Here is a 26,251-nt window from a genome sequence, read left to right as displayed (position 1 = left end):
TGAAATATGAGTCAGCCTTCTTCGCGCCATCTGTCACACGACTTCCCAGCCTGGAAAGGTTTAAGTCTTCGTGAATTATTTTGGATTGTTATCACCACAACCCCAGCAACTACCCTGTTCTTCGTTCTCTTAGGAGCAATGGTTGAGTTTCCGCTGGCCTCTGGCTGCATCGGTTTTGTGATTGGATTCATTCTGTCTATTACTGTGTGGCCTAAAGGAGTTTCCCGCATCAAAGCAGGTAAGCCCTATGGTTATGTGATGAAGAAAACGATTCAGTGGATGGTGCGATTAAGGCTCAAACATTCACCTTGGATTCATTACCAGGGAACTTGGCAAAAGAATAAATCTGTTGGAGAGCCGCATGTTTAACTACTGGAAAAAAATCGACAGCCTACAACATCACAATCGTTTATTACTGACTTTTATCGGTGTGTTATCAATCATCATCTTAGCATTAATTATTAACCTGATGACCATGCCCAAACGCTATGAATTCTGGCTTAGTCCTAATATGGCTGCTAATGGCGGTTTAATGAAGGCAAGCGAAATACCGAATGAATACGTGCAAGGATATGTGACTTCCTTAATGCCGACACTCTACAGCTGGTCTAATAAAGGCAAAGAAGAATTCAACCAAAACATTAAAGCCTTTCATTATTACTTCACATCACGGCATGAGCAGTTACTTCGTGAAACCCTGGCAGCTTATAAAAACGCTCAACTCTTTGACCGCACTCAAGTAGCAAGTCTCTATCGCTTTATGGAACCGCAAGACATTAAAAAAATTGGTCCCGATACCTGGGAAGTCAAGCTGATACTACGCATTACGCAAAGGCTCAAAGACAACTCTGCCATGGTCATTGCTGACAAAGTAGTGGCTTATCATCTTCGTGTGGTCAAGCTCAACCTGTCGCGTCTTCACAACCCTTTTCAATTAGCTCTGGATGGCTATACCCGTCCTGAAGAACGTTTACAAGATTTACTGGTCGACACGGAGGAACACCATGAAACTCATTAAAATTAGCTTATTCGCTCTGTGCTTTGCTGTGATGCACCTAAGCCATGCCCTGCAAAGTGAACACCTGGTTTGGGAAAAAGTTCCTTTAACAATTGAATTACCGATCAATAAAGAGCGGTTAGTCCAGTTTCCCCAAGCCATTAAGGTGATTGATCAACAACTCAGTGCCAGCCTCGATATTCTGAAAGTCAAAGGTAGCTTGTATCTTAAAGCCAAAGAATCATTCAAAGATTCTCGCTTGATTGTCCAGTTATTGCCTGAAGGCGAAGTGGTTATTCTTAATCTTAATGCCAATGAGAAAGCAATCAACACCACGCCGATTGAGATTCTGATAGATGATCCCAAAATCAACCTTAATGCAGGAGCCAGTCAATATGAATACAACGCTATTCAATTAACCCGTTTTGCCATTCAAGCCTTGTATTCGCCTGAACGGGTCAGAGAAATTCCAGAGGGAATTTACCGCTCACCTATGCAAACCAATAAAACCATCCCTTTGTTTTATGGTGCAAGCATTGAAGCTCATCCTCTGGCTTCATGGCGTGGCGGCAATCTTTACGTCACCGCAGTCGATTTAAAAAATTTGCTGAATCAACCTGTAAAGCTGCAATTCACCAAGCTGATGGGGCATTGGCAAACCGCCAGTTTTTACCCAAAAAGCGAACTGCCACCACGCAATCAACACGAAAGCACTACTGTCTTTTTAATCTCTGATCAACCTTTTGCAACAGCACTCATCCAACATGCGAGGTACAGCCGATGAATAAAAACAATGGCATTAAAATTCTGGCAGGCTCGGTGTTTTTTGCGGTCATTATGATTCTTATTAATAGCCGTCATAGCGCACCGGTTAACAACAACACGCCCAATCCTAATAATTTTGGCGAAGCTATAGCAAGCCAATTCAATGACAATATTCGTGATGTTTCCGCACGATTATTAGAAACAGAAAAGAAATTAGATCAAATGCACAAAGAGAATAAATCGCTGCAAAAACAATTAAAACAACCCAAACAAGAAACAAGTTTTGCACTGCAAGATGAACTGAATGCATTAAAGGAAAAATTTGCGTCACTCACTGAACATCAAACGCAATCCTACCCCATGGAAGGCAATCAAGCGCCTGTATCCGGTCAAATTAAAGATCTGGATACCTTGCTGGATAAAGCACCGAAAGAAGGCAAAATTTTCCCTGAACATGACACATCAACTAAGGAAGAAGCACCCACTAAAACGCCTTTTTATACTATTCCAGCTGGCAGCGATTTCAGCAAAATCACGCTCTTATCAGCTTTAATCGGCGAAGTTCCTGTTGAGGGCAAACTCATGCAGCCTTTATTTCCCTTCACAGCAATGGTCAGTCGAGGGGATTTAATGACAGCCAATGGGATGCAACTACCCGAAGAAATCACTGGTATGAAAATCAGCGGTTATTCGATTGGCGTTGGTTCCTTTCTCGATAACATCAGCTGTGTTCGCGCCTATGTCACCTCAGCCCTATTTGTCTTTGAGGATGGACATTTTGTGAATGTCGGCCAAGAACAAATGAAAAGCTCCGCAGAGCTGGTGAATAACGACAGCATTGGTTACCTGACCACGCAATTCGGTAATCCTTGTATCAAAGGACAGTACATCACCAATGCCCCCAGAGTATTAACAGCCTTCATGGCAGCTGGCGGTATTCAAGGTGCAGGAAATGCCCTATCTAAATGGCAAATGAGTTATCAGGCCGAGGGAGGTTCTGCCATTGCCACACCGACAGGCGACTTAGCGCACTTTGCTGCTGGGGGCGCAATCAACGAAGGCAGCCAAAAGATTACTGACTGGCTTGAGAAAAGAATCCAGGGCAGCTTCGATATGGTCTTTGTTCCTGCAAGTATCCGCGGCCATACAGGGTTTGTCCCTAATCAACTCAGTTTACATTTCAGCCAAACAATAGCCATTGATAAAGAACACCAAGGGAGGGTATTAGATTATGGTTACCATCAACAAAAAAACTTTGATAATGCTTTGCGCTAGTCTGGCATTAAGCGCTTGTTCCACTGCCAGGATGTCGCAAAACGCCATTCCTGAGCAGGGCTTAACAGTCAGCCAGTTGTATCAGCAGAGCCTGCAACAACCAATACAAAAGCCTGTTTACCAACAGATGCGTCTTGATGATTCGGGAGAAGAATTTAAGCAACTGCCTAACCCCGAAGTGCCTATCCATGTTTTTGCGCATGTGGCGCAATTGGGTGATGAACAAATCATCAAGCCTGCCTACACGACTCGCTTTTTCCTTTACAAGCAAAACCAATATGCCTTGGCATCAGAACTGTATTAAGGAGACATAATGAAACGATTATCTAACTGGTTGCTTGGGGAAATGAATCCCCAAGCCATAAAGGAACAAACCGTTAAAAAGCGTTACGCCAATCCTTTACCCTCTTTTGCCGATAGACTGGCTATTGTTGATTTTAATGAACAAGAGCAGGTCTTTTTATTTGCCGATGGTAAAAGTTTAGGTTCGGGGTTTGAATTAGGTGACATTCAAGCAGAAGCCGCTTCACCTGAATATTTACAAGCCGTATTTAATAAAATTCGGGATACCTTTGCATCGGTAGTTCCACTTCATGCCGTTGATCCTTGGGTCATGCAGATGTTTGTTCAAGACGAATATTGCCTTGATCCCGTTATCACTCATATTAAAACCCAAATCCCCCAACAATTTAGAGAAAGTCCATTAACGCAAGATTATTTAGAACGCCTGCACGATCTCTACAATAAGATGACCCGACCCGAAGGCTTATTTATTGATCCCAAAACAGGCGCGCCCTACCGTGGACGAAGACGAAGAATCAGAGTTTTGTTTTATAGACAATTACACCAAACCACTCTACCTCGAGAGCAAATTCTTCTCGAACATCAAGAAGTCATTAGTCAGATTGAAACCAAACTGCGTTCACCAGGGCTGGAAATTAAACGCCTCAAAGGGCAAGATTATTACCAGTGGTGGATACGTTGGTTTAATCCCAAATCAGCTGACGAGATATTAGAACAATACCCTTATCCGAATCCCATACCAGCAGGTTTTAACCTAGCGCAAAATGTATTCTTTGCTCCACCTGAAAGCGATGAACAAGGCTTCATCTTTGAAGGAATGAAACAAAGAATTCTATATGTGGATGGGTTAAAAGAAGCGCCTATCATTGGTTTAGTCTCACGAGAAAGACAGCAAGCCAATCCCAAACATCGATACGCACTTTTAGATACCTTGCCAGAAGGAAGCATCTACACAATCCAAGTCGTCTTTAGTCATGATGAAAATCTTGATTCCCATTTAACGCGATTGGAAAAAGGAATCGTAGGAACCAGTCTAAAACCTCAGGAAGTCAAAGATGATATTAGGACAGCCCGTAATGAGTTAAGTATGGGCAATCGATTGTTCTGGGTTAATCAGGCCATTTTCTATCAAGCCGAAGATGAGCAACAAGCTCAAATCATAGAAAAAAATCTGCACGCGATTTTCAATGATGCCAAAATGCCCTTGATTCATTCCAACTATGATCTCCATCCTCTAAATTCCTGGCTCAATGCTCTACCCTTTAATTTTGATCCCTACTATGCCCGTAAATATTTATGTTTTGATCGTCTGATGTATGCCACTGAGCTGGCAGCACTGCTTCCGGTCTATGGACGCAACCAAGGGGCACGACATTTACCTTGTTTCCCTTTTTTCAATCGTTTGGGTGAACCTGTTTTTTTTGACTTACTGCATCATGATTTTGTTAGCCAAAATTCTCATTGCGCTATTTTCGCAAACTCTGGTGGTGGCAAGTCGGTTTTAACGGGCTGGATGATTCAATCTTTATTGGCCATGAAAGATGCCCGAGTAGTGCTTTTTGAAATGGGAAACTCTTTTGACAGGATACTCATTCACGCCAAAGCGCACGGTAAAAAGACCAACCAGTTATTACTGAGCAATAAGAAAGATGAAGCAGTCCCATTAAATCCATTTTGTGAAGCATATAAAGCCATTCCCGAAATCACAGATAATTTAAGTACAGAGCAGGCTACCTTAATTGCTCAAAAAATCATGGAATTAAAGAGCAACCTTCAAGAACCTGCTAATTCAGAAGACGTGGTCTGTGGTGATGGTCACCGATCTTATCTGGCCGAGCTTGCTTTAGCTTTACGTACCATGATTACTGAGGCTAATGCTTTGGAAGAAGAACAATTTACTTTGGCTGATGAAACTCTATTAATCGAAGTGTTAAGTGATGCAATTTTAACGTCCTTTAACAATGAAATACCGCAAATGCTCACTGAGCATATCGTAAGTGCTTTTAAACGACGACTGGATAGAGAAACAGTTGCTCGCAAGAAAGACCGCATCCTTGATATGCACGATCGATTGAACAGTTATGTGATTAACAGTGTCAAATCTCGTTTTTTTAATGTGCCGACAGAGCCTTTAGGTGACTTTGATATTTTTCATGTTGATATTTCAGCCATTAAGGATGATACCGGCAAACTGGCCTTGGTCATGGTGTCGTTGCTACCAAGAATACTAGCCATGGCGGAAGCCACCCAGAACGATAACAGACCAACCTTTCTCTTTATTGATGAGTCCCATTTGCAATTTCAAATCCCTTCTGTTGTGACCGTGTGTTTACTGATTGCCAAAGTAGCAAGAAAGCTCGGTCTTTGGCTAGTTGCTATTACCCAAAACGTCACGGACATGAATTCAGAAAAGGCCACCAAAATTTTATCGTTGATTGAAACCTGGATTTTATTGGGACTTGATGAAAAAGAAATTGCTGATGTCAAACGCTTTAAATCATTAACACCGCAGCAGGAAACCTTAATCAGAGATATTGATTCGCAAAAAGGCTTGTATGCAGAAGCAGTTTTATTAGGGTCACGTTATCAGGGATTGTTTCGTGTCATTCCGCCTCGCTACCTGCTTGCCCTCTTAATGACTGAAAAATCAGAAAAAGCACAACGCCACCTCCTGGAGAAAGAACATGATGTCCTTGAAGCTGCTGAAATCATGGCTAAAAAACTCGAACAACCTAACACGGCTACTCACAATAGGGCTTATTTTTATGACTAACTTGTCCTTTGCTTTAGAAAGCACTAGCCCTCCTCACCCAGTGAACACCTTCACCATAGCCACACGGGTCTTGCAAAAGCTATTTCAAAACAGCCATTATAAAGTGATTGGTTCTTGTACCTGGGCTGTAGGCCGTCTACCGCCCAGGCTTGAAGTCACGCCCGCGGTTGAGCAATTCTTGCCTGATCTAATCATTACTGTCAGCAATAAGCCAGAAGAAAATCCCTGGCTTGAGGCACGAACGCTTTACGAAAATAAAGCAGCAAGAACACTGTATCAACAAGCTTATAAAGCTGCGACTGGTTCTGAATTAGGTTTTGGCAATGACAGCGGCCAAACCACCGATCTTCATATTAATGATGAACGCACCCGTATCGTTGATGTTATTGGCAGCCCTGCTGCTTTCTATCGTATCCCTTACCTGTCACATAGACCTGAAACAGGTTTTGGTGTTCCTTATTATCTTGCCGAAGCTGATGCAGTCATGGATAGAACAGAAGCCGCTGAGTTGTTGTATATGGGAACTCATCCATACCTATTAATTAATCATGACATTGGCACATTCACCCAAAATTGGGGTTCTGAAATTCCAAGATTAATGCGAGTGACTCAGCCCTATAACTATAGAGCCTCAGTTGTAGCGGCCATGCACGCAGCGGATATCGTCACCAATAAAAATCCCTTACATGTCACCAAATCAACTCGTAATTCCTGTGGGAGAAACTGTGTAGTAGCTAATGCCATTTATGACCCCAGAAACACCAAGGTCATCTGGCAGGAAATCTACCCCATTAACCGAAATATTCACCCAGGGGATGCACAGGACTTTGGTACAGAAGATGACAAAGCGGGTAATGGTAATTATGTATTTGTCCTCTGGCGTAAATACCGCGGCTGTATCCAGCACGAAGGCAAACTCGTGAACTTTTTAACCTTTCCCAAAGTAGAACAACCTCAAAAACGATAGGACGATGCCATGAAGAAATCACTACTACTTAGTTTACTAATCCCCTCTCTGATCCAAGCTGGCAGCTTTATGCCTAGCCAATCTGATTACTATTACGAATTAGGAGGAACATCTAATTTATTTATTCCACCCGTCAATAAAGATCAAACACTGGTTATTGGTGCAGATATAGATGGCCGTATGGGCTTTTCCTGTAGCGGTTTTAATCCTGTGGTATCCATTACCAATACTTTTCAGGATTTAAAGAAATCAGCATTAAATATCCCTGGCGGTGTAATTGATAATTTGAAAGGCTCTGTCGCAGGATTTCCGCTTTATAAGCTACAACAGTCCATGCCTGCTTTATACAATGTTCTACAAAATGCTGCATCTAGCGCGCAAAATGAATTTACCCTCAAAGTTAAAGATTGTCAGGAAGTCAAACAAGCATTGGAACAAAACCAATCTCCTATGGAAGGCATCTTATCAGTATCAGATAGTCAGGGATGGCTCGATGCTGCCAAACGGGCTAAGAAGGAAAACGTCGATGTGACCGAAACGTCAAAAAGTATTGCCCAAAAACGAGATGAATACGGTCTACCCTGGATAGGCAGCGATAAAGGCAATGCTGGCGGTAAATTCCAACGCCCCATTAAGGTGATTAATGATGTAGTCATTGCTGGGTACAACATTCTTTTGGAGAGAAAACCTTTAAATTCCTTGGAGAAACCAAGTACTAAAATCCCTATGACACTAAGCTGGCCAACACCTACTGATGCTGCCAATTGGGCAGTTAAGGTTCTAGGTGATATTCAAGTCAGCAGCAGTGAAAACAAACAAAATCACGATGCTAAAGCAGGGATAGGCTTATCAGCCTTATTGCAAAGCTGTGCGAACGCTAATACCTGTAGTCAGAACATTGCCAAAGCCTTATGGAATTTAGTCAATGGTACATGGACACTGACCGAAGAAAATCTGCATAAAGTCAGCGCCTCCAATTTACTGATTACTGATGAAGTCATTATCACAATTCAACATTTACCTCGTGAAGAACAGATGCTCACTGTCTCGAAGTTAGCTGAGGAAATTGCTGTCCAAAACATGTTGGATAAAGCCTTAATGATGCGTCGTATTTTACAAGCAGGACTGCAAGTACAAGAAGTACAAAACTTAAAACCTGCTATGAACATGGTCCTTTTTGCACTGAAAAAACTGGATGATGACATTCACTCATTGTCATTTGAAAACGATGTCCGCAAAAAAATGATGAATGAGACTTTGGGAACCATCATGGACATTCGCCACCAAGCACAAAACCAAAATATCCCAGGCCAGGATCATGAACAGCCAGCAGTAAAAAATGGTGCAATCTACGTCAAAGAAAATAAAGGAGCTTAATCATGATCGTCTTTAACCCTTTATCCCTCTACACCACCTATCTAGGCTGGCAACAGTATGAGGTTCTATTTAACGCCCTGTGGCAAACAGGGCTGTTATATCTTGGGTTTTTGGCCATTGGCTATCGCTTTCTTAAAAATGTGCTTAATCCAGCTGGCGCTTTTTATGCTGTGGAACATGCTTTAAATAATTTCCTTTATGAATTGGCAGTCACTTTCCTGATATGCAGTTTATTTGTCTATCCTTGCGTACCATTGGAAACCAAAGCCTTACAATTTAAACCCCTATGTGGACTAAAGAACCCAACGACTGCGGTCATTGGCGACAGCGGCACAACTTATGATGAAGCCTTTGCAGATCTACTGACTAACCAGGTCAAAATTCCTATAGGCTTTGCCATTATCCAGAATTTCATGTCGAGCTTCACTTACAGCCTTATGAAGGTAACGGGTTGCACCGATAGTTTGCAATCTATTCAAGGCGATTTGGTATCAACCTATCTACCCCAAAGCGTTCGCAAACAAGCATTGGATTTTCATAGGCAATGTTTTATTGAAGCAAGAACTCAATTCAATAGTGAAAAGCATGAAGCCAGTGAATTAGACCCTATGCTCAAACGCTATGGCGGTGAAGATGATTTAAACTGGATAGGTTCTAAAATCCTGCAAAAGATGTATTACAGCAAACTTCATGCACGCCAACCAGTGCCAGGATTTACCTTTCATCAAGCCCCTAATCGCAATCTTGAAAAAGCAGCTAATCGTGGCGATATCCCACCCGAACGATTGCCAGAAGATGGTTATCCCAGCTGTCAGCAATGGTGGAATAAAATCAAAACTGACTTGGTTGAAGTCTCTAATCAGGCCAGCGTTTTCAATAAACATCTGAACTACTACGCTATGTTGGATAGGGTTCGCCAATATAAAATGAAACATCCGAAAGCCTGGAAAGCAGACATCAGCGCAGAAGATTTTATTGCAAAAATGCTCTTGCAAGAAAGCAGAGACATGCAGACCAGTTCTGTGCAAAACCTCATGGACAATAATAATGGTAAGGTCGCATCTGCCATTACCCATAGCTTGGTCAATGTCGGACAATGGACAAAATCCTGGACATCCACCCCATTAAAAAGAGAAGCAATCATGCAAACCCTGCCCGTCATGCAAGCGTTTTTCATGTTCTTTTTAATCATTTTAACGCCAATAGTATTGTCCTTAAGTTGCTATAGTCCAAGAGCGTTGGGCAGTCTGTGCGCCTTGTTTGTTATGGCTATCTTTCTTCAATACCTCTGGCATCTGGTCGGATTTCTCGAACGCTCTGTGCTTGATCCATTAGGGGAAAACGAGGCTATTTCGGCCATGAAGAATATGGCTGTAATGTTTTACTTTGTAGCACCCGTTTTGTTACTCAGATTATCTAGTCATTTTGGCGGTGACGCTGGTGCAGGTCTTATGGATTTAGTCAGCGGTTCTGAACGCCATAGCGATAACGTAAGTCAATCAGGTATGCAGGTAGCTAAAACAGGCGTTAAAGTGATATCAGGAGGTCTTCGATGAAGGCCTTATTTAGACTCAAGGGATTCATTGTATTCACGAATACTAATCAAGCCCTTATCAAATTTTTCTTGAGCCTCATAAACAGTCAAATAGCGTTTAGCAGGTTTATCCTCGGCTACGCCAACAAGGGCATCAAGAACTACCGCCAACAAGCGAAATACCTTTCTCATTTGGAGCTATCCCTATGATTAAACATTACATCCGTTCATTCATTCTAGTACTGATTCAAGCCATTTTACCAATCATTGGTTTATTGATGATTGCTCCTTGGATTATCAATACAAATATTCTCACTCGTTGGCAACATACATTCGCTAATATACAACCGTTGTTTCTAGGCTTACATGGACTACTTTATCTGGCTTTGATTTTGTTATGGCCAAAGCTGGTCACACGCATACAGATTAATAATCAACTCTCATCCGAACAACTCAAAACAGCCCTCAAAGTCCGCTGGTATCTACTGGCTATTTTCTTATTTATTGATGCACTGATGATTTGGAGAATGTTATGAGCGAATATCCTATTAATAACCTATTTCGGGAACCAACCGAAGCCTGGTCAGCGATTACCTGTTTGTCTTTGGCTCTACTCGCTTATAGCCAACCACATCTGTTCTTGCTTACGCAAACAATGAGTCTATATGCAGCGATTACACTATCAATCCCTGGTGTCTTTAGAGCATGGCAAGCAATAAAGGTTAAGCGATATCAGCACAGACTTTTAGCCATGCCAACCTATGCCCTATCCACCACAGAAATTCCTTTATCCAAAAACTGGCTATTTCTAGGTAAAGGTTTCCGCTGGCGACCAAGCCATACCCAAAAGCTGCATCAAATCAAACAGGTCAAAAATGAAAAGTTCATGCAAAGGAGCTATAGCTATCAGCTGGCCAGACAATTCTGCCAAAACCATGAACACACTCGATTAGCAAAATGGCTTAACAACCGTTCCAAGTTAAATCCATTCAGACCCGATCCTCCCGTCGGAGGAAGTCCTTTCCTTCACGGAGTTGGAGAAGAAGATAAACCAGTTTACATTCCTCAAGATGTACGTGTAGGTCATACTTTTGTGGTTGGTACTACCAGAGTCGGCAAAACTCGATTAGCCAGTATTCTGATTAACCAGGACATCCGAAACGGTGATGCCGTTATTGTTGTAGACCCTAAAGGCGACCAGGACTTGGTTAGAGACATGATGGCTGCCTGTAAGGTATCAGGCAGAACAGAAGATTTCAAAATCGTTCACTTAGGCTTTCCAGAGAAATCCGCACGATATAATCCTCTCAAAAATTTCGACCAAATCAGTGAAGTGGCTACACGAATCACCGATGCAATATCCGCAGAAGGTGAAGGGAAGCAATTTGCAGCCTTTGCATGGAAATATGTTAATATCGTTGCCATTTGTCTTGAAGAAATGAAACAACCCATTACCTACCAATCCATAGCCTTTTATATCAGTCGATTAGATCAACTATTGATGACATATGCCGACACCATTCTACCCAATCACTATCCCAAATATCATCAAGAGATTGAAGCTATTATAGAGGAACATGACAGCAAGATTGGTAAAAACAATAAAACCAAATCCCCTATGGAACGCCACCAGGCAGTCATTCAATATGTCAAAGACCACATCAACAAAACCATCAAAAGCAACAATGCCGAAGCGCTTCACGACCAAATCCTGATAGACCTTTATGATGCAGCTATTATGGATAAACACTACTATGACAAAATCACAGCCAGCGTCGGCCCTGTATTGTCTGAAATCAATAAAAGTAATGCTTCAAAAATTCTATCGTCAAAGGCCAAAGCAGGTGACATTGAGCTGATGGATGTGATTAAAAATAAGAAAGTGCTTTATATTGGTTTAGATAGTTTAACTAATCCTAATATTGCCCAAGCAGTGGGTAAAGCTATTTTGTCAGATCTGGTTTCTACAGCTGGTAAAATTTACAAGGAACCCAATGCTCGCTATATATTGAATCTGCATTGTGATGAGCTGTCAGAGATTATCCAGGATTCTTTTGTGAAGATTCTCAATAAAGCGGGCGGTGCTGGTTTTCAAGTGACCGCTTACGCTCAAACTATTCAAGATATGGAAGTTGCACTGGGTTCCAGGGCTAAAGCAGAAGTATCCGAGGGAAATTTTAATACCCTAATTATGCTGCGTGTTAAAAATGAAGAAACAGCCAATTTACTGGTTAAAGTGCTGCCTCAAGTTGGAGTTATTGGACATACCCAAGTTTCTATGGTTAATGATACACCTCATGGGGAAGATGGGGTTTATTTTAATACAACCAATGAGGACAGAGTACAAACTTCTTCTGTGCCTATGATTGGAGTAGAGGATATTATTTCTTTGCCAAAGGGGCAGGCTTTTGTTTTAGTAAATGGGGGAGAACTTTATAAAGTAAGAGTTCCTTTACCTTTAAGCCACAAAGATAAGTCATCTGATATCTATTCAATGAAATTGAAAATCAATCAACTACCAGAAAATTAACCCACCATGCCAATGGATGGTTTCTCCAGTTTTATTTGTTCAATATGAGATGAATGGATTCGTGATTCAAGTGATGTATCCAGTATTGCGGATCTAATATTGCATTGTATTTTTTACTGGGATTCCAAACGGGGCAAAAAGTGTTTTCCCATTAATTTGTACTTGGGTGAACAATTTAATAAATCCCGCTTTATTGGGCTCAATATGAAATTGTAATTCGGGTCCTCCACGTTCAGCCTTATTTTGGGGTTCTTTCCCCATAGGATGAACGTGGGTAACGGTTTTAAAGTCTTCATTAAAACCAACGATGTGAGCATAGGCACCCATAATTGGTTCTAACGTATGAACTGGGTTTCCCTTGGCATCAACAATATCTATTTTACCCATGGCTGGTTGCCCCACTTGTAATGGTGTTTTATCAAAAGATAATTTGAACTGATAGCCATCAACAGTGCTTTCAAATAAAGGCTGGTGATCAATATGACCTCCTAATCCCTTAATGTTTTTAGGAGATGGAAAATCAGCAATAATATATTCCTGAATTTTTGTATTCGCAGGCAATAGATCGGCCCATGCACGATAAGAAGCATTTTTGAGGATAGGCTGCCACTCAAATTGGTAAACACCGGGTGTCGTTGTTTCAACTGGATGAACATGGCTGTAGTCCATGAGATTGTCATCAATAATCAATAAATGAATCTTTTGTGTATGTGCCTCAACAAGATCGTTTAGGGTAACTGGGTTATTATTTGTTGTTTTAGATAACTTGAGGAAGACTAGTTTCTTATCCTTTTTTTCAATTATCCTCTGAATTGATAATCGCATGGTAGCACTTTGCTGTGACTTCGATGAATTTTTTGAGGGATTTTTCATCGCATGATGATGTGAATTTCCAGCAATAGCAATTCCATAATACGAATTGCTTAATAGCAAACCAATGAGGGCAATGATAAATTTTTTCACAATAATTTTGGCTCCAAGGACACTCAACCGTTCTGTATCATTATATCGTAGATAAACACTAACTACCTAGGTTTCAATTAACCGCTTTATATGATTACTGTTTTTTTTAGAGTTTATACAACATCTCATTCAATTGCTTAAATCAGTTTAGCGAATTAAAGTATAAGAAAAATTAGATATGCTTAAGATAATTCACTTTATTTTAAGTTATTATTAGGCAATCTATTTATCGATGGAACTATCATGAGTGATATGGAGATCTTGGAGTATTTTCCTGAAGCAAGAGCCGAAGAGGAAAAAGAAAAAGCTCTCTGTTTTCACCCAAAAAATAGTAATCATGCACAAAATAATCTAGTCTATCTTTTGGATTGGGAAGAAGAGTTTGATGTTATTCGTTCAATCAATTAGAGCTATTTATTTTGACTGGTGATTGAATGACAGTCTATATTTTAATTATTTCCTTTTAAAATCATGGATAAAAATCATCATAAAACAAAGTCATTGGTTTATTTTAGCCTGCTGTTTATTACTTGCTGTTTGTACAAACAGTGGAGCTGCCAACGATAGTACAAAGAATTAAAATATTCATGTCGCGCAAGGCCATGGAGGTGGCAGTGGTCGTTAACATCAGGGGCTTTAGACTGAATTGTAAGGGTTTGTCGTGAGTATTGATTCTCTTATAATACCAACTTAGGCGTTTGAATTTTTAGGGAAATTAGACTCACATGTATAATAGGTGAGCAGATTCAAAGGATGGACGCAATGACGCAGATTTGGCATGACAAGAAGCCCCAAGAAGTGGCCAAAGTACTTAAAACTGATTTATCAGTTGGTTTAACTGAGGAAGAAGCACAACGACGCTTAGAAGAGTCTGGCGCTAATGTATTGGTCAAACAGAAAAAAACTTCTTTTTTGAAAATTCTTTTCCAACAAGTAAACAGTTTAGTCACCTGGGTTCTTTTAGGCGCTGTAGTCATTTCATTTTTACTGGGTGAAACAGTAGATGCCATTGCCATTTTTGCCATTGTGGTTTTGAATGCCATTATCGGCTTTATTATCGAATTTCGAGCTGATCGTGCTATTTTAGCGTTGCAAAAATTGGCTTCCCCTAAAGCCAGGGTAATTCGAGATGGTCATGCCAAGATGATCACTACTTCCGATATCGTGCCAGGCGATACACTTCTTTTTGAAGGAGGAGATTTAGTTGCAGCTGATGCTCGTCTTTTTGAGCTGTCTTCCTTAAAGACGGAGGAAGCCCCTTTAACTGGTGAATCATTGCCTATTGAAAAAAATCTCAATTTTTGTAGTGTTGAAACGCCACTCGCTGAGCGCAAAAACATGGTCTTCATGGGAACATCCGTGGCGAATGGTACAGGTCGAGCCATTGTAGTCGCAACCGGAATGAGTACCGAAATGGGACGTATTGCGACCATGTTGAATGAGGCTTCTCGTGATGAATCCCCATTACAAAAAAGGCTTAATCAAGTGGGTTCCCGGCTATTATGGCTTTGTTTTTCCATTGTCCTACTGATTTTTATTCTCGGTTGGTTACGTCGTATTCCATTTTTTGAATTGTTTATGAGCTCCGTTAGTCTGGCTGTAGCGGCTATTCCTGAGGGTTTACCTGCGGTAGTCACTGTTGCTTTAGCCTTAGGTGTTCAACGCATGGTACGACGTGCCGTCTTGGTAAGGCGTATGTCAGCTGTGGAAACTCTGGGTTGTCTCCAAGTCATTTGTACGGATAAAACAGGGACATTAACAGTGGGTGAGATGACAGCCCGTAAACTCATTACCGCAGAGGAAGTGTACAGTATCATAGGTGAAGGATATCACTTGGATGGTCATTTTATTTCCCAAGGTCAAGAGATCGATGTCGCCAAAGATAATTTGTTACAGACGGTTTTGAACGCCGCTTCGGCCTGTAACAATGCAGAAATTCGTTTGCAACAAGGACAACTATCCACTGTTGGGGACCCAACAGAAATTGCACTATTAGTAGCGGCTGCCAAAGGAGATATTTGGCGTGATAATCTGGAGTCTACTTTTCCTCGCATACGAGAATTGCCTTTCGATTCAGAACGAAAACGTATGACGATAATCCGTAGGCAAGCAGAGCAACTGACTGCGTTTGTCAAAGGGGCACCTGAAGTGATTTTCGAACGCTGTACCCATATTTTGACTCGAGAGGGCATCAAAAAATTAACCCCTAAAGAACGTGCCCGTATGCAACAATCCTGTCAATTGATGGCCAGTGAAGCATTGCGAATCTTGGCCTTTGCACAACGGCAATGCGATTCTTCATTATTGGAGGCTGCTGATGAAGACATTGAAAATAATCTTGTTTTACTGGGTCTTATAGGACTCCAGGATCCCCCGCATGCTGATGCAAAAGCTTCGGTTAAACGTTGTAAAATGGCGGGCATTAAACCAGTCATGATCACAGGCGATCACCCCGATACCGCCAAAGCAATTGCCCGTGAATTAGAGATACTGAATCCAGGCGATCGCCTGATGACAGGTAATGAACTGGATAAGATGTCTGATGATGACTTTATGGCGTGTGTGAAACAGATTGCTGTTTATGCTCGCGTTACTGCTGAACATAAATTAAAAATCGTTCGTGCCTGGAAAAAACACCACATGGTGGTTGCAATGACTGGTGATGGTGTAAACGATGCACCGGCACTAAAAGAAGCTTCGGTTGGTATCGCAATGGGGATCACAGGCACTGAAGTGACTAAAGAATCTGCCGATATTATTCTCATGGATAATAACTTTACCTCTATTGTCGATGGGATTGAAGAAGGGCGGACAATTTATGACAATATTGCCAAAACGCTTGCTTATTTATTAGCGGGAAATATGGGTGAACTGCTGGTTGTTTTTAGTGTTCTTTTAATCGGCTGGCCCTTACCACTATTGCCAATCCAATTGTTATGGATAAATTTAGTGACGGATGGTTTGCCGGCATTGGCTTTGGCAACCGATCCGGCTGAGCCTGGAATTCTTAAACGTCCGCCAAGATCATCACAACAATCTCTGATGAATTTTTCATTTTTCAAGCAGGTATCTTTTATAGGCTGTTTAACGGCACTAGTCACCTTTGGTGTGTTTGCTTACGAATATTTAGTCAATGCGGATTTGATACAGGCTCAGGACGCTGCTTTTTCTGTTTTAGTGACTGCTGAACTATTGAGAGCCTTTGGGGCTCGTAGTCAAACCAAGACCATATGGCAAGTAGGATTGTTTTCAAACATGCGATTGTTTTTTATTGTCAGCATTAGTTTTGCGTTGCAGATTTTCATTCATCATGTCCCATTTTTGCAACGTCTTTTTGGAATTAGTCCAGTGACTTTATCTGAATGCTTGCTTTGGATAGTCTTAGGAACCATCCCTTTACTGATTTTGGAATTGAAGAAAATGATTACATTAAGGAATTCACCTCATGAGGCGTTTTAATTTAAAAAAATGCTTCTGGGTTATCATGATAATAAGCTTGATCAATTATCCTGTTTTCTCTTTAAGCCATGCTGCTCCAATACCGGCTTTAGAGAAACTGATTGAAGAGGCTAAGGGAAATAACCCACAAATTAAGGCGGCTCAGGCGCGCTGGCTCGCTGCCAATCGTGTTGCACCCCAAGCCCGTTCACTACCTGATCCAAAAGTCAGTGTTGGTTCCCCGATGAATATTGATCCCATGCGGCTACAAATGATTGGTGCAAGTCAGGAAATTCCATTTCCAGGGAAGCTTGCAGTTCGTGGGAAAATAGCGGTGGAAAAGGCGAAGCGAGCAGCTGCTGACTATCAGGCAACGTGCCTGGTTGTTATTGCCCAATTAAAGCGTATCTATTACAACCTTTATTCGGTTAATAAATCAATTGAAATCCTGCAAAAAACCCTACTGCTTCTGCAAGAGCTTGAAAAAAGTGCTCAAGTGAATTACAGCGTGGGAAAAGTACCGCAACAAGATATTTTTCGGGCGCAAACCGAAATCGCTCGCCTGGATATGCGTTTGGTTATCTTAAAACAAGAGCGGGAATCGCTTGAGGCTGATATTAACCGTCTTTTAAATCGACCTTTGGATATTGCAATTCATACCCCACCGCAGTTATCTGTAACCCATCATCGTCATAATTTGGCATTTCTCAATAACCTCATCAAACAGCGCTCTCCACAATTAAAAGCACGCGAACGAAGCGTTGAGCAACGACGCCAAACGGTTAAATTAAGTAAAATGAATTATTTTCCTGATGTTGAAATTGAAGGAGGAAAATTACATAACACAGTAACGAATAATGACGGATATATGGTCAACTTGAAAGCCACTATTCCTTTGTATTTTATGGAGAAGCAAAATAATGGCTTGCGAGAATCCCTTTCTCGTTACAATGCTGAAATAGAAGATTTGCACACTACCTATCAAGCACTGCTTTTCCAGGTCAAAAACGCTTTTTTAGTGGAACAGCGTTCTGCAAAGTTAATTGAATTGATTCAAGGCTCCATCATTCCTTTGGCCACACTAACGTTTAATTCATCACAAGCCAATTATGGAGTTGGTAAAGTGGATTTTTTAACCTTGCTTAATAACTTGCTGACGTTACAAGAAAATGAAATTGAATTGCATAATGAGTTGGCAAATCACGAAAAAGCCATCACGCAGATAGAAGAAATTACAGGGAAGCTCACATGAAGTCTAGAAAGCCAATCGTCTTATTTATTGTGTTATTAATCGCCGTTCAAATAGGTATTGCGCAATCAACAACAATTACTCATGACAAGATGGATATGAAAAAATCCACCTCGGACAATTTAATCATGATAGACCCAGTTCGCTTACAAGCCATAGGCATTACATCGGAGCCGGTAAAAAGCCAATGGATTGAAAAAACGATTCGTACGGTGGGTTATGTTGAAGCAGATGAACGGTTGGTTGCCCATATTCATGTGCGTTTTGATGGTTGGATAGAAAAATTATTCGTCAATTTTACTGGAGAGAAAGTTAAAAAGGGTCAAGCTTTATTTACTGTTTATAGTCCTGATCTGGTTTCTACTCAACAAGAATGTTTGTTGGCTTTGCAGGCCAAAAAAATTCTTGGAAAAAACCAAAATAGTTCGATTGCATCAGGCTCAGAAACCTCCTTCGAGGCTGCCAAGCAAAGACTTTTGCTGTGGGGGATTTCTGAAAAGGAAATTAAGCAATTAACCCAAAGCGGTAAAATTACCAATACGATGACCATTAGTTCTCCAATTAATGGAACAGTTATTCATAAAATGGCATTAGTCGGTATGCGAATCAAACCAGAAGATGAACTGTATACCATAGCCGATTTATCTCGTTTGTGGATTTTAGGCGACATTTATGAGTATGAATTACCTTATATTAAACTCGATCAAACAGCAGATGTCACCTTGTCGTATTTGCCTAATCAATTGTTTAAAGCCAAACTGGATTTTATTTATCCAACGGTCGATATGAAAACTCGTACCGCCAAGGTTCGTTTTGTGGTGGATAATGCCAAAGATCAATTAAAACCGGGGATGTACGCCAATATTGACTTAAAAATTCCTTTAGGCAAGCGACTTGTAGTGTCCAAAAATGCTGTCTTGATAACGGGCGAGCGTGCGGTGGTGTTTATTTATCATGGGGATGGAAAAATTGAGTGGCGCAATGTGACATTGGGTGTGCGTGCTGGTGATTTGATCGAGGTGGTACAAGGCATCAAAGAGGGAGATAATATTATTACGTCAGCCAATTTCCTCATTGATTCCGAGAGTCAGTTAAAAGCCGCAATGGGCGGAATGCAGCATTGACGCATTAATACGATAAAAGGATTTACATGGTTGAGAAAATAATTGAATTCTGCGCAAACAATCGATTTATCGTGTTGCTATTTGTCGTGGGGTTCTCCTTGGGCGGTTGGTGGGGTTTAAAAAATACTCGCATGGATGCTTTGCCTGATATTTCGGATACGCAAGTGATTGTGTATACCACATGGATGGGCAGAGCACCGGATCTGGTGGAAGATCAAGTCACTTATCCCATTGTAACAGCATTATTATCTGCACCGAATGTCGTAGCTGTGCGTGGTTTTTCTGATTTTGGCTTTTCTTACGTGTACATCATTTTTAAAGATGGAACCGATATTTATTGGGCACGCTCGCGCGTATTAGAATACATGAGCCAATTGAGCGGAAAACTGCCTGAAGGGGTGACCCCTCAATTAGGTCCTGATGCCACACCAGTCGGTTGGATTTATCAATACGCCTTAGTGGATGAAAGCGGGAAGCATAATCTGGCCGATTTACGCACTTTTCAAGATTGGTATTTAAGTTATTGGTTAAGAGCTATACCTGGTGTATCAGAGGTCGCCACCGTGGGTGGTTTTGTTAAGCAGTATCAAATTAATTTAGATCCCGTCAAAGTACTTTCCTATAAACTTTCTGTACCCCAAATTATTGAAAAAATTCGTATGAGCAATAATGATACTGGTGGGCGTGTCATTGAATTTTCAGGGACAGAGTACATGGTTCGTGGACGAGGCTATATCACGTCGACAGATGATATTGAAAAAATAGCCATTGGTACGAATGCCAATGGGACGCCGATTTTATTACGAGATGTGGCAACCGTGCAGCTAGGCTCAGACATGCGTCGTGGTGTGGTCGATTTAAATGGTCAAGGCGAAACCGTTGGTGGCATCGTCATCATGCGTTTTGGGGAAGACGTTTTGGAAGTGATTGGTCGAATCAAGGATAAGCTCAAAGAATTGGCTACTGCCATTCCAGAAGGAATAAAAATGGTCAATGTGTATGACCGCAGTAATCTGATTCGAGAAGCCATTTCAACGGCCAACTGGAATTTGATTGAAGAACTTGTGGTGGTTGGGTTATTAATCATTGTTTTCTTGGGGCATTTTCGTTCCGCTTTGATTCCAATTATTACTTTGCCGCTTGCTATTTTGATTTCGTTTATTCCCATTTATTTTTTCAATATCGGCCTTAATATCATGTCCATTGGCGGCATCATTGTGGCGGTTGGGGATATGGTGGATGCGGCCATTATCATGGTCGATAACGCACACAAACGGTTAGCCGATTGGGAAGCAAAAGGAAGTCCCGGCGATCGCAACAAAGTGTTGATTGATTCAGCGAAAGAAGTAGGCCCTGCCATTTTTGCATCATTAGTGGTTATTGCCATATCGTTTATGCCGGTTTTTACCCTGGAGGCCCAAGAAGGACGGTTATTCTCACCCTTGGCCTATACAAAAAATTTAGCCATTTTTATGAGTGCTTTGCTGGCCATTACTTTAATCCCCATGTTATTACCTATTTTGGTGCGTGGGCGTATCATCCCCGAGCAAAAACATCCCATTACCCGCGTGATGCAAAAAATGTACGCACCAGTTTTGAAATTAGCACTGCATTACCGTGGTGTTGTAGTAGCGATTGCTGTGGTAGCAGCATTAGCCACGGTTCCCCTCTATAAACTCATTGGCTCAGAATTCATGCCGCCTCTGTATGAAGGTACGATTTTATATATGCCTGTTACTTTACCTGGCATATCGGTCACACAAGCCACAGAACTGCTCCAGGAAATGGATAAGAAATTAAAATCATTCCCGGAAGTGGCTTATGTGTTTGGAAAAACGGGACGGGCTAATACGTCAACCGATCCTTCTCCTTTTAGCATGATGGAAGTGATTGTTGAACTTAAGCCTAAGAAATTTTGGCGCAAAAGCGTGACCTATGAAAGCCTGGTCGCTGAGATGGACAAAGCCTTGCAATTTCCCGGTGTGAGCAATGCCTGGACTATGCCCATTAAAGCGCGTAATGACATGCTCACCACAGGAATTCGAACCGCTGTAGGGATTAAAGTTTTTGGTCCTGACATTAAAAAAATTGAAGCCATTGGCAAAGAAATCGAAATGGTAGCCAAAGAAGTACCGGGGACAAGTACGGTGTATGCGGAACGGGTGGCTGGAGGGTATTTTCTTGATTTTGACATCCATCGAGACGAGCTTGCGCGCTATGGTTTAACCATTATGGATGTCAATCGTATCATCGAATCAGCCGTGGGTGGTGAAAACATAGCGACCACAATTGAAGGCCGTGAACGTTATCCTGTTAATGTGCGTTATTTGCGAGAATTACGCGATGATCCGGATAAGATCAATCGTATTTTAGTGAAAACACCCAGTGGTGCTGAAATACCTATTGCTCAATTGGTGACTTTAACCTTTCGTTCAGGTCCTGCCATGGTTCGCGATGAGAATGCGATGTTAGCAGGTTATGTGTTCATTGATATTAGCGGACGAGACATTGGAAGCTACGTGGAAGAGTTAAAGCAAGTGGTCAAGGCAAAAGTCACATTACCCCCGGGCTACACGCTTGCCTGGTCAGGTCAATACGAATTCATGCAACGCGTGTATGAACGACTTAAAATTTTTGTACCACTCACCTTAGCCATTATTTTTATTTTGTTTTACTTTACCTTCCGCACCATCACTGAGACATTGATGGTGATGCTAGGTGTACCCTTTGCTCTACTTGGCGGATTTTTGCTGCTCCTTCTATTAGGGTACAACATGAGTATCGCGGTCTGGGTTGGGATGATTGCACTTGCTGGAGTGGCTGCTGAAACGAGTGCGGTGATGCTCGCTTACCTTGATTCTGATTACAACGAGCAAAAAGAAAAAGGATTACTCAAAACCTTGCCGGACTTGATTCAAACGGTGCAGCAATGCGCCGTATCGCGTATTCGCCCTATGGCGATGGCAGGGCTTGCGAATATACTGGGTTTGTTACCGGTGATGTGGGCGACAGGTATTGGTGCTGATGTGATGAAACGCCTCGCGGCTCCCATGGTGGGTGGGATTTTTTCAGCACTATTGCTGACTTTAATTGTGATTCCCGTGGTTTATGTGATGTGGCGCTGGCAAGTGGATTTGAAAAAACAAGGAAGTCTAATGGAGGCAAGATGAAATTAACGTTCTTAGGGGCAACCCAAACCGTTACTGGTTCAAAATACCTTTTGACCATCGATTCTAAAAAAATTCTCATCGATTGTGGTCTTTTTCAAGGGTATAAAGAATTACGATTACGTAACTGGGCTTCATTGCCTATTGACCCGCGCGATATTGATGCTGTGATTATCACTCATGCGCATATTGACCACACCGGTTATTTGCCCCTATTAGTAAAAAATGGATTTCAAGGAAAAATCTATGCAACACCCGGTACAAAAGCATTGTGTGCTATTTTATTACCGGATAGTGGTCATCTTCAGGAAGAAGAAGCACGATTAGCCAATAAATACGGGTTCTCGAAACATAAGCCAGCGCTTCCTCTTTATACCGAAAAAGACGCTAGAACGGCATTAAACCATTTTGAAACCGTTGATTTTAATGCGCCGCACCAATTATTTAATGGATTTAGTTTCGAATTTCATCGTGCAGGACACATCGTGGGTGCCGCGATGATCAAAATAAAAACAAGTAAGTGTTCCCTTTTGTTTAGCGGGGATATTGGTCGACCTTATGATTCGGTCATGAAGGCACCAACTCCCATTCAAGAAGCGGATTATCTGGTCATGGAATCCACTTATGGCGACCGATTGCATGATGCAACTGATCCGTTGCCGCAAATGGGGCAAGTGATTAATACAACCATCAAACGAGGGGGTTCTGTCGTCATTCCAGCCTTTGCCGTAGGGCGTGCGCAAAGTCTTCTTTATTTTATTTATCAACTGAAACAAAAAGGAGAGGTTCACAAAGACGTTCCAGTGTTTTTAGACAGCCCAATGGCCATCAATGCGACCCATTTGCTCTGCACTTATAAAGAGGATCATCGTTTAAATGAGGAACAATGCCATGGCTTATGTAACGCAGCTACTTATATCAATACCCCTGAGGAGTCAAAAGAACTCGATCGTCATAAAATGCCTCAAATCATTATAGCCGCCAGTGGGATGGCCCAGGGTGGTCGTATTGTGCATCATTTGAAAGCCTTTGCCCCTGATCCTAAGAGCACCCTTCTTTTTACCGGCTTTCAAGCAGGAGGCACTCGTGGTGCTAGGATTGTCAATGGGGAACGTGAGGTCAAAATTCATGGTAGTATGATTCCTATACGCGCCAAGGTCGTTGTCATGAGCAGTACTTCTGCGCATGCCGATTATCAGGAACTGTTAGGTTGGCTAAAGCACTTTATTCGGCCACCCAAAAAAGTCTTTATCACTCATGGTGAACCTCACAGTGCACAATCGCTCAAAGACAAGATTGAACAGCAATTTGGTTTCACCTGCATGATTCCTTCTTACCAGCATGTGGAGGATTTGTCGTGACAAAAGAAGTGGGTCATGCCTTGCGTTTAAAATATTTAGGCATCAAGACGTATCATGAAGCCATTATTTACATGCGAGAGGATTGTCATGTGTGTCATGCAGAAGGCTTTGAAGTGCAGACACGTATTCAAGTGACCCTTGGCAAACGCTCCATTATCGCAACGCTTAATGTCGTTACCTCAGAGCTGCTTAAGCCCGGGGAAGCCAGCTTGTCACACTATGCCTGGGATTCTTTAAATGCTAAAGAAGGGGATGAAATCCAATTATCCCATCCTAAACCTCTGGAATCATTAAGTTATGTGCATACGAAGATTTATGGTAATGAACTCTCTTTTAAACAAATCAAAGCCATCGTTGATGACGTTTTAAATGGTCGTCTTTCTGATTTGCAAATTTCTGCTTTTTTAGCGGCCAGTGCCGCAGAACGTTTAAGCAATACTGAAATCATGAAACTTACAAAAGCCATGATTGACAGTGGCGATCGCTTATCCTGGTCATCTCCTTTGATTGTAGACAAGCATTGTGTTGGTGGTTTGCCAGGAAATCGCACCACCCTTGTTGTGGTTCCCATTGTAGCTGCTTTTGGCTTGATTATCCCAAAAACTTCCTCTCGGGCAATTACTTCTCCAGCAGGTACTGCAGATACAATGGAAACTTTAGCACCGGTGTCACTGAGCCCAAAGGCTATGTGTCACGTGGTTGAAAAGGAAAACGGTTGTATCGTTTGGGGAGGTGCTGTGAGCTTAAGCCCTGCCGATGATGTGCTTATTCGGGTGGAGCGTGCTCTTGAGTTAGATAGTGAAGGTCAATTGGTCGCCTCAATCCTTTCTAAAAAAATTGCCACAGGAGCAACCCATGCCGTTATTGATATTCCAGTGGGACCTACCGCAAAAGTCAGAAATAAGTCCAGGGCTTTACTTCTTAAGCAATCCCTTGAAGAAGTAGGAAAACAGTTAGGCCTTGTGGTCCATACCCTAATTACTGATGGCGCACAACCGATAGGAAATGGTATTGGCCCTTCCCTGGAAGCACGCGATGTGTTGGCGGTATTACAAGGATTGCCTCATGCCCCAAAGGATTTGCGCGAAAAATCATTAACTCTTGCAGGAGCAGTACTGGAATTTTCATCAACAGTACAACCTGGCTTAGGTCAATCGATAGCCAAACAATTATTAGATAGCGGAGAGGCGTTTAAAAAATTTCAGGCGATTTGTGAGGCACAAGGAGGCATGCGGGAATTGACGGCGGCACGTTTTACTCACCCTATTGGTGCTGAGAAAGCAGGTAAAGTATCTCTCATTGACAATCGAATTCTCGCAAAAATTGCCAAGCTTGCAGGGGCCCCTAAGTCTAAATCAGCAGGGGTTGATTTGCATGTTCATATTGGCGACCAAGTTGAAAAAGGACAGCCTTTGTTCACCATCCATTCAGAGTCTTCAGGAGAGATGACTTATGCTCGCGATTTTATTCGCGATAAACAAAATACCATTGTTCTGGGAGAGAAGCCTTGAAGCCCATTTTATTTTCATTATTTGATGCTTCAGAAATCAGTAGACGTTTAAAAGAAGCGCTTCAAGTGGAGGTGGGTGATGTCACGTTGCATCGTTTTCCAGATACAGAGTGGTACGTAAAAATTAATTCGGAAGTTAAAAATCGCAGCCTCATTGTAGTGGATAGCTTAAACCGACCCGATGGAAAAATACTGCCTTTGCTGTTTTTTGCTAAAACAGCTAAAGAATTAGGAGCTAAAAAAATCGGCTTGATTGCCCCTTATCTTCCGTATTTACGTCAAGATATACGTTTTCATCAGGGTGAAGGGATTACGTCGCGTTATTTTGCTGAATTACTCTCCACTTCATTTGATTGGCTCATGACCATCGACCCCCATTTGCATCGTTATAACTCTTTAGATGAAGTCTACTCCATTCCTACTTTTGTCTTACATGCTACTTCAAATATATCGAGATGGATTACAAGCCACATTAATAAGCCAGTGCTTATTGGGCCCGATATGGAAAGTCAGCAATGGGTTGCCGACATTGCAGAAAAGGGAGATTTTCCCTATGTGATTTTGGAAAAAAAGAGACGGGGTGATAAAGAGGTGGTGATTTCCGTGCCTACTGTCCCCACGCTTCAATCCTCTACGCCGGTACTCGTCGATGACATTATTTCCACAGCCAGAACCATGATAGTAACGGTGAAGCATTTGCAAGATTTAGGAGTTAAGTCAGTGACTTGCATTGGTGTGCATGCGCTTTTTGCAGAAGATGCCTATTCCCTATTATCAGAAATGGAAGGCACGCAAATCATTACTTGTAATACGGTAAGTCATATAACCAATACCATTGATGTGAGTGATTTGATTGTGGAGGAGTTAGTAAAAAACAAACTAGCAAAGGCTTTAAAAGGATAAGTAAGACGATTACAT

21 protein-coding genes are annotated in these 26,251 nt (G+C 41.8%); 19 read left to right on the top strand and 2 right to left on the bottom strand.

Annotated features, from left to right (window positions below):
- Window positions 1-6 precede the first annotated feature (6 nt).
- From FOLKNPGA_RS04020 to FOLKNPGA_RS03980, 9 genes are read left to right on the top strand one after another with little or no spacing between them, the layout of a single operon-like run.
- Window positions 7-369, top strand: a complete 363-nt coding sequence (locus FOLKNPGA_RS04020; RefSeq protein ID WP_010652868.1) for a TIGR03750 family conjugal transfer protein — start codon at window positions 7-9, stop codon at window positions 367-369.
- Window positions 362-1,018, top strand: coding sequence for a DUF2895 family protein (locus FOLKNPGA_RS04015; protein ID WP_182351804.1), 657 nt, complete (start codon window positions 362-364; stop codon window positions 1,016-1,018). Before FOLKNPGA_RS04020 ends, FOLKNPGA_RS04015 begins: the two co-directional genes overlap by 8 nt.
- Window positions 1,005-1,781 (top strand): TIGR03749 family integrating conjugative element protein, encoded by a 777-nt coding sequence (locus FOLKNPGA_RS04010; protein WP_010652866.1) that lies wholly within the window; start codon window positions 1,005-1,007, stop codon window positions 1,779-1,781. Before FOLKNPGA_RS04015 ends, FOLKNPGA_RS04010 begins: the two co-directional genes overlap by 14 nt.
- Window positions 1,778-3,037, top strand: coding sequence for a TIGR03752 family integrating conjugative element protein (locus FOLKNPGA_RS04005; RefSeq protein WP_010652865.1), 1,260 nt, complete (start codon window positions 1,778-1,780; stop codon window positions 3,035-3,037). The genes FOLKNPGA_RS04010 and FOLKNPGA_RS04005 overlap by 4 nt, the downstream gene beginning before the upstream one ends.
- Window positions 2,994-3,341 carry a hypothetical protein gene (locus FOLKNPGA_RS04000; protein WP_010652864.1) on the top strand — a complete coding sequence of 116 codons (348 nt, stop codon included), beginning with the start codon at window positions 2,994-2,996 and terminating at the stop codon, window positions 3,339-3,341. Before FOLKNPGA_RS04005 ends, FOLKNPGA_RS04000 begins: the two co-directional genes overlap by 44 nt.
- Window positions 3,342-3,350: 9 nt before the next feature.
- Entirely contained in the window at window positions 3,351-6,113 is a 2,763-nt protein-coding gene (locus FOLKNPGA_RS03995; RefSeq protein ID WP_010652863.1) for a conjugative transfer ATPase, read from the top strand.
- Window positions 6,106-7,080, top strand: coding sequence for a TIGR03756 family integrating conjugative element protein (locus FOLKNPGA_RS03990; protein WP_010652862.1), 975 nt, complete (start codon window positions 6,106-6,108; stop codon window positions 7,078-7,080). Before FOLKNPGA_RS03995 ends, FOLKNPGA_RS03990 begins: the two co-directional genes overlap by 8 nt.
- A 9-nt stretch (window positions 7,081-7,089) precedes the next feature.
- Window positions 7,090-8,457: an integrating conjugative element protein gene (locus FOLKNPGA_RS03985; protein WP_010652861.1), complete on the top strand. Its 1,368-nt coding sequence runs from the start codon at window positions 7,090-7,092 to the stop codon at window positions 8,455-8,457.
- Window positions 8,458-8,459: 2 nt separating this feature from the next.
- The gene (locus FOLKNPGA_RS03980) at window positions 8,460-10,013 is read left to right on the top strand and encodes a conjugal transfer protein TraG N-terminal domain-containing protein (protein WP_010652860.1); all 1,554 of its coding nucleotides are present in this window, start codon (window positions 8,460-8,462) and stop codon (window positions 10,011-10,013) included.
- Window positions 10,014-10,018: 5 nt separating this feature from the next.
- Here the strand turns inward: FOLKNPGA_RS03980 and FOLKNPGA_RS03975 are convergent, their stop codons facing one another.
- Complete coding sequence (locus FOLKNPGA_RS03975) at window positions 10,019-10,183, bottom strand: hypothetical protein (protein WP_010652859.1); 165 nt, start codon at window positions 10,181-10,183, stop codon at window positions 10,019-10,021.
- 14 nt (window positions 10,184-10,197) lie between these two features.
- Between FOLKNPGA_RS03975 and FOLKNPGA_RS03970 the strand changes: the two genes are divergently transcribed.
- Together FOLKNPGA_RS03970 and traD are read left to right on the top strand one after the other, a co-directional pair.
- Window positions 10,198-10,527 carry a hypothetical protein gene (locus FOLKNPGA_RS03970; protein ID WP_010652858.1) on the top strand — a complete coding sequence of 110 codons (330 nt, stop codon included), beginning with the start codon at window positions 10,198-10,200 and terminating at the stop codon, window positions 10,525-10,527.
- Window positions 10,524-12,521 (top strand): type IV conjugative transfer system coupling protein TraD, encoded by a 1,998-nt coding sequence (gene traD, locus FOLKNPGA_RS03965; protein WP_010652857.1) that lies wholly within the window; start codon window positions 10,524-10,526, stop codon window positions 12,519-12,521. The genes FOLKNPGA_RS03970 and traD overlap by 4 nt, the downstream gene beginning before the upstream one ends.
- 93 nt (window positions 12,522-12,614) lie before the next feature.
- On the opposite strand, the gene FOLKNPGA_RS03960 is transcribed toward traD, so the two are convergent.
- The gene (locus FOLKNPGA_RS03960) at window positions 12,615-13,484 is read right to left on the bottom strand and encodes a hypothetical protein (protein ID WP_010652856.1); all 870 of its coding nucleotides are present in this window, start codon (window positions 13,482-13,484) and stop codon (window positions 12,615-12,617) included.
- A gap of 243 nt (window positions 13,485-13,727) precedes the next feature.
- On the opposite strand from FOLKNPGA_RS03960, the gene FOLKNPGA_RS03955 reads away from it, so the two are divergent.
- The 8 genes from FOLKNPGA_RS03955 to FOLKNPGA_RS03920 all read left to right on the top strand — a co-directional run bounded on the left by FOLKNPGA_RS03955 (window position 13,728) and on the right by FOLKNPGA_RS03920 (window position 26,236).
- Window positions 13,728-13,892: a hypothetical protein gene (locus FOLKNPGA_RS03955; protein ID WP_154080663.1), complete on the top strand. Its 165-nt coding sequence runs from the start codon at window positions 13,728-13,730 to the stop codon at window positions 13,890-13,892.
- A gap of 354 nt (window positions 13,893-14,246) precedes the next feature.
- A complete protein-coding gene (locus FOLKNPGA_RS03950) occupies window positions 14,247-16,943 on the top strand; it encodes a cation-translocating P-type ATPase (RefSeq protein ID WP_010652855.1) in 2,697 nt (898 codons plus the stop codon).
- The gene (locus FOLKNPGA_RS03945; protein WP_010652854.1) at window positions 16,930-18,174 is read left to right on the top strand and encodes a TolC family protein; all 1,245 of its coding nucleotides are present in this window, start codon (window positions 16,930-16,932) and stop codon (window positions 18,172-18,174) included. The genes FOLKNPGA_RS03950 and FOLKNPGA_RS03945 overlap by 14 nt, the downstream gene beginning before the upstream one ends.
- Window positions 18,171-19,295: an efflux RND transporter periplasmic adaptor subunit gene (locus FOLKNPGA_RS03940; protein ID WP_010652853.1), complete on the top strand. Its 1,125-nt coding sequence runs from the start codon at window positions 18,171-18,173 to the stop codon at window positions 19,293-19,295. The genes FOLKNPGA_RS03945 and FOLKNPGA_RS03940 overlap by 4 nt, the downstream gene beginning before the upstream one ends.
- A 26-nt stretch (window positions 19,296-19,321) precedes the next feature.
- Window positions 19,322-22,465 (top strand): efflux RND transporter permease subunit, encoded by a 3,144-nt coding sequence (locus tag FOLKNPGA_RS03935; protein ID WP_010652852.1) that lies wholly within the window; start codon window positions 19,322-19,324, stop codon window positions 22,463-22,465.
- Window positions 22,462-23,823: an MBL fold metallo-hydrolase RNA specificity domain-containing protein gene (locus FOLKNPGA_RS03930; RefSeq protein WP_182351803.1), complete on the top strand. Its 1,362-nt coding sequence runs from the start codon at window positions 22,462-22,464 to the stop codon at window positions 23,821-23,823. The genes FOLKNPGA_RS03935 and FOLKNPGA_RS03930 overlap by 4 nt, the downstream gene beginning before the upstream one ends.
- Complete coding sequence (locus FOLKNPGA_RS03925) at window positions 23,820-25,334, top strand: thymidine phosphorylase family protein (protein WP_010652850.1); 1,515 nt, start codon at window positions 23,820-23,822, stop codon at window positions 25,332-25,334. Before FOLKNPGA_RS03930 ends, FOLKNPGA_RS03925 begins: the two co-directional genes overlap by 4 nt.
- Window positions 25,331-26,236: a ribose-phosphate pyrophosphokinase gene (locus FOLKNPGA_RS03920; RefSeq protein ID WP_058441822.1), complete on the top strand. Its 906-nt coding sequence runs from the start codon at window positions 25,331-25,333 to the stop codon at window positions 26,234-26,236. The genes FOLKNPGA_RS03925 and FOLKNPGA_RS03920 overlap by 4 nt, the downstream gene beginning before the upstream one ends.
- The last annotated feature ends 15 nt before the right edge of the window (window positions 26,237-26,251 follow it).

Source organism: Legionella sp. PC1000, assembly GCF_014109805.1.
GTDB lineage: Bacteria > Pseudomonadota > Gammaproteobacteria > Legionellales > Legionellaceae > Legionella > Legionella resiliens.
The sequence above is the reverse complement of the archived record's forward strand: the minus strand, read 5'-3'. Positions and strand labels throughout refer to the sequence as shown.

Coding starts and splice junctions, on each gene's coding strand:
- FOLKNPGA_RS04020 (WP_010652868.1), top strand. CDS start 7: ATGAGTCAGCCTTCTTCGCGCCATCTGTCACACGACTTCCCAGCCTGG.
- FOLKNPGA_RS04015 (WP_182351804.1), top strand. CDS start 362: ATGTTTAACTACTGGAAAAAAATCGACAGCCTACAACATCACAATCGT.
- FOLKNPGA_RS04010 (WP_010652866.1), top strand. CDS start 1,005: ATGAAACTCATTAAAATTAGCTTATTCGCTCTGTGCTTTGCTGTGATG.
- FOLKNPGA_RS04005 (WP_010652865.1), top strand. CDS start 1,778: ATGAATAAAAACAATGGCATTAAAATTCTGGCAGGCTCGGTGTTTTTT.
- FOLKNPGA_RS04000 (WP_010652864.1), top strand. CDS start 2,994: ATGGTTACCATCAACAAAAAAACTTTGATAATGCTTTGCGCTAGTCTG.
- FOLKNPGA_RS03995 (WP_010652863.1), top strand. CDS start 3,351: ATGAAACGATTATCTAACTGGTTGCTTGGGGAAATGAATCCCCAAGCC.
- FOLKNPGA_RS03990 (WP_010652862.1), top strand. CDS start 6,106: ATGACTAACTTGTCCTTTGCTTTAGAAAGCACTAGCCCTCCTCACCCA.
- FOLKNPGA_RS03985 (WP_010652861.1), top strand. CDS start 7,090: ATGAAGAAATCACTACTACTTAGTTTACTAATCCCCTCTCTGATCCAA.
- FOLKNPGA_RS03980 (WP_010652860.1), top strand. CDS start 8,460: ATGATCGTCTTTAACCCTTTATCCCTCTACACCACCTATCTAGGCTGG.
- FOLKNPGA_RS03975 (WP_010652859.1), bottom strand. CDS start 10,183: ATGAGAAAGGTATTTCGCTTGTTGGCGGTAGTTCTTGATGCCCTTGTT.
- FOLKNPGA_RS03970 (WP_010652858.1), top strand. CDS start 10,198: ATGATTAAACATTACATCCGTTCATTCATTCTAGTACTGATTCAAGCC.
- traD (WP_010652857.1), top strand. CDS start 10,524: ATGAGCGAATATCCTATTAATAACCTATTTCGGGAACCAACCGAAGCC.
- FOLKNPGA_RS03955 (WP_154080663.1), top strand. CDS start 13,728: ATGAGTGATATGGAGATCTTGGAGTATTTTCCTGAAGCAAGAGCCGAA.
- FOLKNPGA_RS03950 (WP_010652855.1), top strand. CDS start 14,247: ATGACGCAGATTTGGCATGACAAGAAGCCCCAAGAAGTGGCCAAAGTA.
- FOLKNPGA_RS03945 (WP_010652854.1), top strand. CDS start 16,930: ATGAGGCGTTTTAATTTAAAAAAATGCTTCTGGGTTATCATGATAATA.
- FOLKNPGA_RS03940 (WP_010652853.1), top strand. CDS start 18,171: ATGAAGTCTAGAAAGCCAATCGTCTTATTTATTGTGTTATTAATCGCC.
- FOLKNPGA_RS03935 (WP_010652852.1), top strand. CDS start 19,322: ATGGTTGAGAAAATAATTGAATTCTGCGCAAACAATCGATTTATCGTG.
- FOLKNPGA_RS03930 (WP_182351803.1), top strand. CDS start 22,462: ATGAAATTAACGTTCTTAGGGGCAACCCAAACCGTTACTGGTTCAAAA.